The following is an 8,953-nucleotide window of genomic DNA, read 5'->3' as shown; positions in this document are numbered from 1 at the left end:
CCTTGAGCGAGGTCATGGGTCACCGGGTCGTAGTCTTGGTGTGTGGTAACCCAACGCTATCGCCCGACCCATGGCCTTTCAATGCTTTAGCGCATCCAGTTCTATGCGCTCAGGATCCTTTGCGAGATCCGGATTGACCCCTTTTTTTGCTAGTTGGAGAGCATCCCCACCACGCGGTACGTCACAAGGCGAGCCCGTAAGCCAGGGCGCCGTAGCCGAAGAACATCTGCACGGGGAGTTTGATCGACTTGGCTTCGCGCGCCAGTACAGCCAGCGTCGAGACGCATTGCAGCGCCACCGCGTAGAACACATGTTCGGCGGTATCGCCTTCTTCGCCATCATGTACCTGCTGGTTCGACCTGTACGAAGGCACGTGTCCCGTGCCGTCAGCAACCTGTGCGAAACAAGAAATGGTTGCAAGCTGCAGCCCGCGCTTCAGAGCGCACGGACGAAGTCGAGGAGGATCTCCCGGTCCGCCAACGGCAGGGCGGTGAAACGCGAACGGGCCTCCAATGCCTCGCCGCCGTGCCAGAGGATCGCGTCCTCCAGGGATTCGGCGCGTCCGTCGTGAAGAAACCCGCGCTTGGGGTAGCGTGCTTCGACGAGACCCACGCCCCACAGGGGCGCCGTGCGCCATTCTCGGGCCATTGGTCCATCGCCTGGGTCAGCGAGCTCGGCTCCCATATCATGAAGCATCAGATCGGTGTAGGCCCAAGCCCGTTGACTAGCGAGTGCTGGCGGGCCGTCGTTGCGGGTGAGCAGGATGGGCACGTGGCAATCGCCACACCCGACACGGCCGAACAGGCGTTCGCCCTCATCCGTGCGTCGCCGATTCTCGTCGCGCCGATGTGCGGGCACCGCGAGGTGGCGAACGAATTCGGTGATCGCTGAAAGCTCTTGCGGCGAGAACTCGACGGTCGGCGCATCTTCCTGGCAGGGACTCGGGCTGTCGATTCCCATGTCGTGACGGAGAGCGGCGCTGATCTGGTTCTCGAGCGAAGCGTGTGTCCCCTTCCAGCCGAGAAGTCCGAGTTTGCGTCGCCCGGTGCAGGCGTCGCGGATGACTGCGGCTCGCCCCGTGATGCCGTCCTGGTTCTGGTCTTCCGGGTCATGGAATGGAGGCAGCATACGCTGATCAACATGCTCCAACAGGCCCCAGCCAAACAACAACGGTGCGGCTCGCAGGGCGACGGGGAAGCGGTCGCCGCCGGATGTGGCGGCGACGGCGTGCGGGGTGCGTAGGGTGCGGGAGTAGCCATCGGGGTAAGTGTAGGTTCGGTAGGTATACCTAATGGAAACGATCGCCTCCGGCGTCAGGTCGTTGGCGTGACGCGTGTTCGCCTGCAGGCCAAGTTGCTCCAGGGAGGTTGCCTGCACTGGACGGGCCACGAGGTAGGGTTGGGTCGATCCCGGGGATAGCCCGTCCAGGGCCTCGACGTGACATGCGGTGCACGAGCTTCGGTCATAGTGAGGCCCGGCCAGGACAGCACCGTCTCCTGCGCGTGGGTCTAGCCAGTCGCGCTCGAACAGCACCTTGCCGGCGGCTGCCGCGTGGTTCGTGGCGAGCAGGCGGGTGGGCACACGGGCGAGTGCCTGGCCGCCGACCGCAGGGGGTGCGACGACGGTCAGGGCAGTACCCCCAGGTTCGAGCGCATCGCTCGCCAGGACCGTGGAGGCCATCATCAGAGGGAGGAGCAATGAGCAAACGCGCAGGATGAAGAGGGCAGCGCTTTGCCCGAGGATGGCCTCCACGGAACCTAGCTAACCTTGAAGGTACCTTTCATCACCGACCAGTGGCCGGGGAAGGTGCAGAAAAAAGCGTACTCACCAGCCGCAAGGCCTTTGAGCGGGAAGGTCACCGTATCCTGCTCGCCGCCACCGACAATTTTGGTTGCAGCGATTACACGCTCGTCGTCGGGTACGTAGTTGGCGTCCAGACCCACGGCCATGGCGCCGTTAGTGACGGCGGTGAAGTCGTCCGGCTTCGCGAGCACCCAGTTGTGCCCCATCGCTGCCGCCGGCAGGCTGCCTTTGTGAGTGATGGTCACGGAAACGTTCTCGCAAGTGGCATCCGGTGCGATCTCCGTGAGGCTGTAGGCGAGTGCGTCCCCCACCTCGATTTCGAACTCGCACGCCGCCTGTGCGGCCGGGACTGACAGTGCAAGCGCTGCGAACGCGTGAATTCTCTTCATACAGATGACTCCGAAGGTGTCGAATACCAAACGATAACGCGAACGATTCGCAATAGCAATCAATATATGCCGCCTCCGAGGCTTCCGTAGGCCTGGCCTGCCGCTGTCGATCAGTTGCTCAAGGGCAAGCGCACCTGGCGCGCCTGGTGGGTTCTGCGGTGGGGCGATTCCCCGCGTGAGGCAGCGGTGGGTGATCTCGCTGTAGCCAGGGCGCAGCGCTCGGAATTGGGGCCGGATGGTGGCGAAGTACGGTGCCTTGAAGCACAGCACCCGCGAGAAAAGCCATTTGCCGAGGGGTTTGTCGGCGAGCGTTTGCCAGATGGGGAGTGTTCGCACGATTCGAATCGCCCCCTTTGCGAAGGCAGGCCGATCCTGGCGGGAAGGGGTCAGTCGATGACGACGGCGCTGGCGACGATCTGATGCTCGCGCCTCGCCATCACACCGGCCGTTGCGCGGCCAGCGTCCTCGGCGAAGTGCTGCGCTTGCTCGGTGCTTAGCAATTCCGTGGTCAGCTCGCCGTACACCGTAGACATGCCTGGTGGCGTGTCCTTGGGTATGAAAAACCCGTAGTCCTTGAAGACCACCCGCGCCGTGTGTTCGCCGTCCGCCAGCACCATGAAGCAGCCCTTCTTACGACAGACTTCCGTGATTCGGCCGCGAATCTTGCCCGTGTACTCGCCGTTTGCGTTCACCGTGCGCACGGCTTGGGCCAGCGATACCGCTTCGCCTGTCGCCGGCATCTTCTCGCCGTACTCACCGGCGCATACGGCGGTGGCCCAGAGCGTGGCTGCAGCACAGGTGAAGATAGAGCGTCGGAAGGTCTGAGCGAACATGGTTTACTCCCCGGCTGGGCGTGTGAGTACGAGCGACCTAATCAGCGGCGACCGCTGGGCGGTGGTGGTGCCGTTGATGGCGTTGAATCAACGCGCCCGCTACGGCACCCCACGTGGCGATGAGGCCCCACGTCAGCCCGACGAAAACACCTCCATCGAGGATGCCGCGCCAGGGTTGCGGCAGCTGGCGAAACAGAAGCACCAGGAGCACGATGCCGCAGGTCAGTGACCACGCGCTGAGGAGGCGGCGACGTGGTGCCCCAGAGCAGCCCCATGCACACCAAGGGCGCGAGCAACGCCTGGGCTGCGCTGGCGTGTTCGCCGAGTTCGGCGGCACGGGCCGCGAAGCGCGGGGAGAAGGACTGCTGAAAGCCGCGATAACCTTCGAACCACGCCATCGCCAGTGCGCTCGCAACCAGCGCAGCGAAGTGATGGGGGCCGAGGCTCGCAGAGAACGCGCCAGCCGTAGCGTTCGCCAGCTTCGCAAGGCCGTAGAGCAGCAGCGTCGAGAAGCCGACGATCGCCCAGAGCATGACGAGCGATCCCCGCAGGCCTCGCTTGTCTCTGGTGGTCATGCGGCGCGCCCCGCAGCTTCGACCCTCGGTCCTATCATCCTTGACTCCTTTTGACCCGCTGCTCGGCGGCGCCGCGCTCGCGGGGCGCCGCCTGAGCGGTTGGTCGTTAGCCGGTGAAAGCCGCCCGCGCCGGCTTTTCCGACGGTGCGGATTCGCCCTTGAGCCATGCGAGTACGGTATCGGCGTCCGACACCTCGAAGGGATCGCTCGGGCAGTTGTCGGAGAATTCGGGCTCCACGAACATCTGCTCGATGGCGCCGTCATTCACGACCATTGCGTAGCGCCAGGAGCGCATGCCAAAGCCCAAGTTGTCCTTGCTCACCAGCATACCCATCTTGCGAGTGAATTCGCCATTGCCGTCGGGGAGCATCTTCACCTGCTTCGCACCGATCGACTTGCCCCACTGGAACATCACGAAAGCGTCATTCACCGAGAGGCAGTAGATGTCGTCGATGCCCAGCTCCTTGAACTGGGCGTAGAGTTCCTCGAAGCGCGGCAGGTGCGTGGACGAGCAGGTCGGCGTGAAGGCGCCAGGCAGGGCGAACACCACGATGCGTCGGCCACCGAAGATCTCCTGAGAGGTGACGTCCTGCCAACGAAACGGATTGTCCCCGCCGACCGATTCGTCGCGAACACGAGTGCGGAACAGGGCCTCAGGAATGCGTTGTGGGGTCATGAAGTACGGTCTCCAGTGCATTGGGTAGGTTGGGGGGCGACGGGGGCCGTGCCACCAGCCGCGCGGTCAGGGCGGCGAGTCTACCTGGACCGGTCAGGCAAACTAATCCACGCGGTGCGATCGGCGGTCAGACTCTAGCTGACTGAGAGGGTCGGGTGCGTGCAACCCGGGAGGCTGGGGGTGATCCCGCGGTGGCTTGACGTATCGCAGGAGCATCTCATCTAGCGTGCCCTGGGGGCGATGCTTCTCATCCTCGTGAGCACTCGCGATGGCGAAGACGTAAGCGATGACCACGGCGACCAGCGCCATCGCCGATAAGAGCATCTCGGCCCAGGCAGGGCCGATAGAGCCCGTCGGCATTGACGAGGGCGTCGCATGTGCACCGCAAGCGTAGAGGCCGACCACCGCGAGAGCAAAGGCGCGCGGGACGTACTTGCGAGCAAGACGCGGCACAGCGGTTAGTGGCATTGAGAAGCCTCTCGAGCGAAGGTGGTGGCTGCGAGTCGCACCCGTGCCACGACGAGTTCGCCGCGCGAACGGTCCCTGGCGGGGAGGGTGCTTTGGTAGTGCAAGAACTCTTGCAGGGCCGGGTTGAGCTGGCGGTAGCACTCTGCACGGAAGGCCTGCGTGTCCGCGTTTACGTCGGCGTCGCAAACCACTGCCAGCAAGCGTTCCAGCCCCGACTGACAGCAGTTGCGGCCAGCGACACGTTCGCCCGTTTGGATGAGCAGTTCCGCTAAGTTCGCATGGGCGACCATCAGCAGAGCGGCAGCGTCCGTCCAGCCTGATCCGTTCGCGGCCGCTTCGAACAGTGATTCAGCCTCGTGGATGGCCTCCAGGTAATGAGCGCGCGCAGCGCCGTAGTCGCCATCGGCGAAGGCCGAGTTGGCGATTCGCGTGAGTTGCTTCCAATGCGCGTCAGGTGAGCTCTCCGCGCCACCTCCGGCCGATCGCAAGCGTGTTGTGTAGGGGATCATCCGACGAACGCCCGTTCGATCACGAAATCCCCGGCAAGCCCCTGGCTAGGGGAGATCTCAAAGCCCAGCGCCTCGAGGGCGGCCTGCGTATCGCGCAGCATGGGCATGCTTCCGCACAACATCGCTCGGTCTTTGGCCGGATCGAGTGGCCCTATACCCAGGTGGCGGGTCAGGGTGCCGCTGGCGATCAGTTCAGGAATTCGCTGCCCGAGAACGAAGGGCTCTCGGGTGACCACTGGGAGGTAGCGCAGCTGCTCGCGCACCATCTCTCCGAGGTAGGGATCTTCCTGCAGCTGCAGAGTTAGCAGTTCTCGGTAAGCGAGGTCTGCGCTGCGACGTACGCAGTGCACGAGGATGACTTGCTCGAAGCGATCGTACGTTTCGAGATCACGCACCGTGCTGAGGAACGGCGCCAGCCCGGTGCCGGTAGCAAGGAGGAACAGGCGCGTGCCCGGCTTCAGGTCGTCGAGGACGAGCGTGCCTACGGGTTTCGTGCTGAGGAGCACGTGATCTCCCTCCTGGAGGTGCTGAAGGCGGGAGGTGAGGGCGCCATCGTCGATCTTGATCGAGAAGAACTCGAGGTGTTCCTCGTAGTTCGCGCTGGCGATGCTGTAGGCGCGCATCACCGGCTTCGTCTCAGGGCCCGCGGCGGGCAACCCCACCATGACGAACTGACCGTTCCGGAAGCGGAATCCGGGATCCCGGGTCACCCGGAAGCTGAACAAGCGGTCATTCCAGTGGTGCACACTGACCACCCGCTGGCTTGGGAAAGGGCTGTGCGAAAGGGTCGGGGCTCGCTTTTCGGCCGTACTGGACATCGGCGGGACGGACTCCTGGTGAACGCTCTAATACACAGCGACTAGGCTCGCGCAACTATACGCGAATGTCAATCATTCTTATTCGCGTCTGTTTGGTCGAAACTGAACTCCACAGCCGTTGGTGCGGCGGCGATCTCATCATTAAGAATGAAAATCACACTCGAATAGCCTCGTTCAGGGCCGAGTGTTCTCCGACGCACGTTTCGGGAGATTCCGCTGTGGCAACGGCCGCCGCCTTGTGTCTGCTCTACACGGCTTGCGCAGGCTGGTTCCATGCCGCGCAGCGGCGAACGGCTTTCGTCGCTTGTCGGGGCCACGCGGGTGCACGTTGGCTTCTCCCGGGCGCCAGTTGGATCCTCTCCCTCGGCGCCCTCCTAGCACTTCATGCGGCCGTCGGGTGGGAGTTGCCCATATGGCTTGTGTTGAGCGCCCTTGCGGGCATCTCGACTCTTCTGGTGACGGCCCTGGCGCCAAAGTGGCATGTGCTCAGTGCACTGGTGATTTACGGGTTGGGACTCCTCCTGGTGGGCTGGGTGGCGAGCTCCCTGTCGCGGGGAGCGGGTGCATGAGTGCGTTCACTCGGTGCCGTGGACCTGGCTGATGAACGCTACCGCCTCTGCTCAGCCACCACACTGTCTCAGTGGACCATCTGGCTCATCTGGGCCGCGGTAGCGTGTTCCGTGTGACGATCAAGGGTATTAGCATCGACGGGCGCGACGATATGGAAGCCCCGTGCGCGAAAGAGCTGTGCCAGGGTTTGCGCACAGCGACGCACAAGATTGCTCGGTGCCCCCGCGAGCAGTGCGCAAAGCCTGTCGTTCAGTCGCCCCACCTGCTTTGTTTGGGCCGCTTCGAGCACCTCGAGCAAGCAGGCCTCGTCGCGCGTGAGCCTTTCGCAGGCTGGCGGCGCGAACCAGATGCGCCGCCGACCGGTTTCGCTAATGGCTGTGGTGAGCATCTCGAGTTGCGCCAGGGCTTGCGCGTCACCCTCGAAGGCCATCTCGTAGCTTTGCCTCGCGACAGGGCACGCCGCCGCACCAGCAGCGCAGTGGCGAAACCCCCAAATCAGGAAGCTGGCCCCGAAGCGAAGATCGGCCATTCGCGTGCCCTCGACGTACAGGGGCATTGCTTCGCAGTGGTTGGTCTCGGACATGTAGCACTCTCTTCCATGAAGTTGTCGGCGCGGCTGCGGTCATCCTGGTCATTTCTGAGATGGACCGACTTGCATTTCACCTCTCAGCGAATATGATTGCAAATCATTCTTATTACCGATTGCAACAGAGGCTAGGCCTCGGCGCCGATCTCGTCCCCGCTTGGAGTGCTAAGACATTGAGTAAGAGCCGTTTTTTGGACGAACTGAAGGTGGATGAGCTGTCCTACGGAGCAGCCATGGCCCTCTGGAGTTTTCGCGTATCAGCTGTCGCTCATGCGCGTTGTACCTGCTTGGATCCGAGTTTCCAGGCGGCTTTCGCGGATGAGGGAGCGCGTGCGCGGGAGGACCTTCGAGTGTTGGTCGCCGGGTTGGTGCAGGAGGGTAAACGCCAGATCTGGATGGCGTTGCCGGCGAGCTTGGAAGTGACCTGCGATGAGCCTTGCGTACTGAATGCGATCACTGCTGCGCAGCATGACCAGCTCGACGGCCTTCGCGCCCACTTGCGCTGGTTGCTTGCACGCGATCTGGTGCCTGACTACCTGACCAACCGGTTCATTCAGGTTGGCGCCTTGCTGTACAGCCACGGCTACGAAGCGACACCGCCGCCGAGATCCTCAAGTCACCAAACGCCTGCATCGCTACCGACAGCTGCCGCGCATCGGCCGCACTCGGCGCCTGGGCAACGCGACCTCGAACTCAGCCGTGCGGAGTCCTGACACTGTGCCGGCGGAGCTGCCTAGAGAGGTCAGAGAAGCGGTCAAAAGCCGCTTCCAAGAGGAGCCCGGCGCGCTGCTGGAACGGGTGGCCGAGGAGTTTGGAGTCACGCCCTTGGAGGCAGCCCATCTCCTGCCAGCAGAGCACTGCACCTTGGTGGATGGCGCGATGCTACCCGACGTGCTGGAGGAGCTCAGCCGCTGGGGTGAGGTCATGTTTCTCGTGCACCTGCCTGCCTTCATCGTCGAGGTAAAGACCTCGATACCCGCGGTTACGGCGGGGCGAGGCTATCTCAATTTCCAGGGAGGAGCCCCACTGGGGGGGCACCTTCGCGAGGATGCTTGCGAGGCGATCGCCTTCCTTGATCGTCCCTTCATGGGGCGCCGCTCCTGCGCGGCTCTCTTCTTCGACGAGGCCGGTGACTGCATTTTCAAAGTGTTTGTAGGCCGAGAGGCGGACCGCTCCCTGAAGGCCGGTCAACTGGAGAACTTCGAACGCCTGCGTCGGCGTCTAGCCGCTTCCCCCTAATCGGCGGCGCGCGGTACTCCGCGTTTCGGTCAGGTATTGTTGTGGTGCTTACCTCGTAATATGATGCGAACCATTCGCATTCGCGTCTGCATTTGTACATGAGGTTGAGGCTATGAACTTCCCGACTACCGCGGGCTCGGCCCGTTTTGCCCGCCTTGAGTTCTGCGGTGCCCCACTAGCCCATTCGAGCGGCAGCGACGACGAGGTGGTGGGTGATCGCAACGCGAACGCAGCCCCCTGCGTCATGCCCTTGAGGACCATCACCAGCGTGAGCGCTGGCACGGTCCTAGGTGACGTCCCCGCCGCCACCTCTGTGATTAAGGCAGAGAAAGCGCAGCGACCGATCGCCCGCGCCGGAGCCACCGGTGGCGCGGACAATCCCTCGCGCTTTACCCAGCCTGGTATCGACTTCGGTGCCAACTTCCGGGTGCGCTACTGATGGTCGGCACGCGCCGAGCCGCGTCAGGACGATCGGTCGTCCTCGCCT

At 63.4% G+C, this 8,953-nt stretch carries 12 protein-coding genes; 4 read left to right on the top strand and 8 right to left on the bottom strand.

The window, feature by feature from the left end; all coding sequences use genetic code 11:
• Positions 1-181: 181 nt before the first annotated feature.
• The 4 genes from AAF184_06670 to AAF184_06655 form a co-directional block, all read right to left on the bottom strand.
• Complete coding sequence (locus AAF184_06670) at positions 182-373, bottom strand: hypothetical protein (GenBank protein ID MEO0421999.1); 192 nt, start codon at positions 371-373, stop codon at positions 182-184.
• A gap of 62 nt (positions 374-435) precedes the next feature.
• On the bottom strand, positions 436-1,752 hold the full coding sequence (locus AAF184_06665; protein MEO0421998.1) for a di-heme oxidoredictase family protein: 1,317 nt from the start codon (positions 1,750-1,752) through the stop codon (positions 436-438).
• A gap of 5 nt (positions 1,753-1,757) precedes the next feature.
• Positions 1,758-2,528, bottom strand: coding sequence for an azurin (gene azu, locus AAF184_06660; GenBank protein MEO0421997.1), 771 nt, complete (start codon positions 2,526-2,528; stop codon positions 1,758-1,760).
• A 50-nt stretch (positions 2,529-2,578) separates the two neighbouring features.
• Positions 2,579-3,025, bottom strand: a complete 447-nt coding sequence (locus AAF184_06655; protein ID MEO0421996.1) for a DUF4920 domain-containing protein — start codon at positions 3,023-3,025, stop codon at positions 2,579-2,581.
• Positions 3,026-3,047: 22 nt separating this feature from the next.
• On the opposite strand from AAF184_06655, the gene AAF184_06650 reads away from it, so the two are divergent.
• A complete protein-coding gene (locus AAF184_06650; protein MEO0421995.1) occupies positions 3,048-3,254 on the top strand; it encodes a hypothetical protein in 207 nt (68 codons plus the stop codon).
• Positions 3,255-3,706: 452 nt separating this feature from the next.
• On the opposite strand, the gene AAF184_06645 is transcribed toward AAF184_06650, so the two are convergent.
• From AAF184_06645 to AAF184_06630, 4 genes are all read right to left on the bottom strand, one after another.
• On the bottom strand, positions 3,707-4,276 hold the full coding sequence (locus tag AAF184_06645) for a peroxiredoxin (protein ID MEO0421994.1): 570 nt from the start codon (positions 4,274-4,276) through the stop codon (positions 3,707-3,709).
• 458 nt (positions 4,277-4,734) lie between these two features.
• A complete protein-coding gene (locus AAF184_06640) occupies positions 4,735-5,253 on the bottom strand; it encodes a hypothetical protein (protein MEO0421993.1) in 519 nt (172 codons plus the stop codon).
• A complete protein-coding gene (locus tag AAF184_06635; protein ID MEO0421992.1) occupies positions 5,250-6,071 on the bottom strand; it encodes a ferredoxin--NADP reductase in 822 nt (273 codons plus the stop codon). Before AAF184_06635 ends, AAF184_06640 begins: the two co-directional genes overlap by 4 nt.
• Before the next feature lie 637 nt (positions 6,072-6,708).
• On the bottom strand, positions 6,709-7,224 hold the full coding sequence (locus AAF184_06630) for a hypothetical protein (protein ID MEO0421991.1): 516 nt from the start codon (positions 7,222-7,224) through the stop codon (positions 6,709-6,711).
• A gap of 176 nt (positions 7,225-7,400) precedes the next feature.
• Between AAF184_06630 and AAF184_06625 the strand changes: the two genes are divergently transcribed.
• The 3 genes from AAF184_06625 (at position 7,401) to AAF184_06615 (ending at position 8,905) form a co-directional block, all read left to right on the top strand.
• Positions 7,401-7,940 (top strand): hypothetical protein, encoded by a 540-nt coding sequence (locus AAF184_06625; protein ID MEO0421990.1) that lies wholly within the window; start codon positions 7,401-7,403, stop codon positions 7,938-7,940.
• A 4-nt stretch (positions 7,941-7,944) separates the two neighbouring features.
• Complete coding sequence (gene hutX, locus AAF184_06620; GenBank protein MEO0421989.1) at positions 7,945-8,466, top strand: heme utilization cystosolic carrier protein HutX; 522 nt, start codon at positions 7,945-7,947, stop codon at positions 8,464-8,466.
• A 112-nt stretch (positions 8,467-8,578) separates the two neighbouring features.
• Positions 8,579-8,905: a hypothetical protein gene (locus AAF184_06615; protein ID MEO0421988.1), complete on the top strand. Its 327-nt coding sequence runs from the start codon at positions 8,579-8,581 to the stop codon at positions 8,903-8,905.
• The last annotated feature ends 48 nt before the right edge of the window (positions 8,906-8,953 follow it).

The sequence above is a fragment of the Pseudomonadota bacterium genome (assembly GCA_039815145.1).
In the GTDB taxonomy this organism is placed as follows: Bacteria; Pseudomonadota; Gammaproteobacteria; order Steroidobacterales; family JBCBZW01; genus JBCBZW01.
The sequence above is the reverse complement of the archived record's forward strand: the minus strand, read 5'-3'. Positions and strand labels throughout refer to the sequence as shown.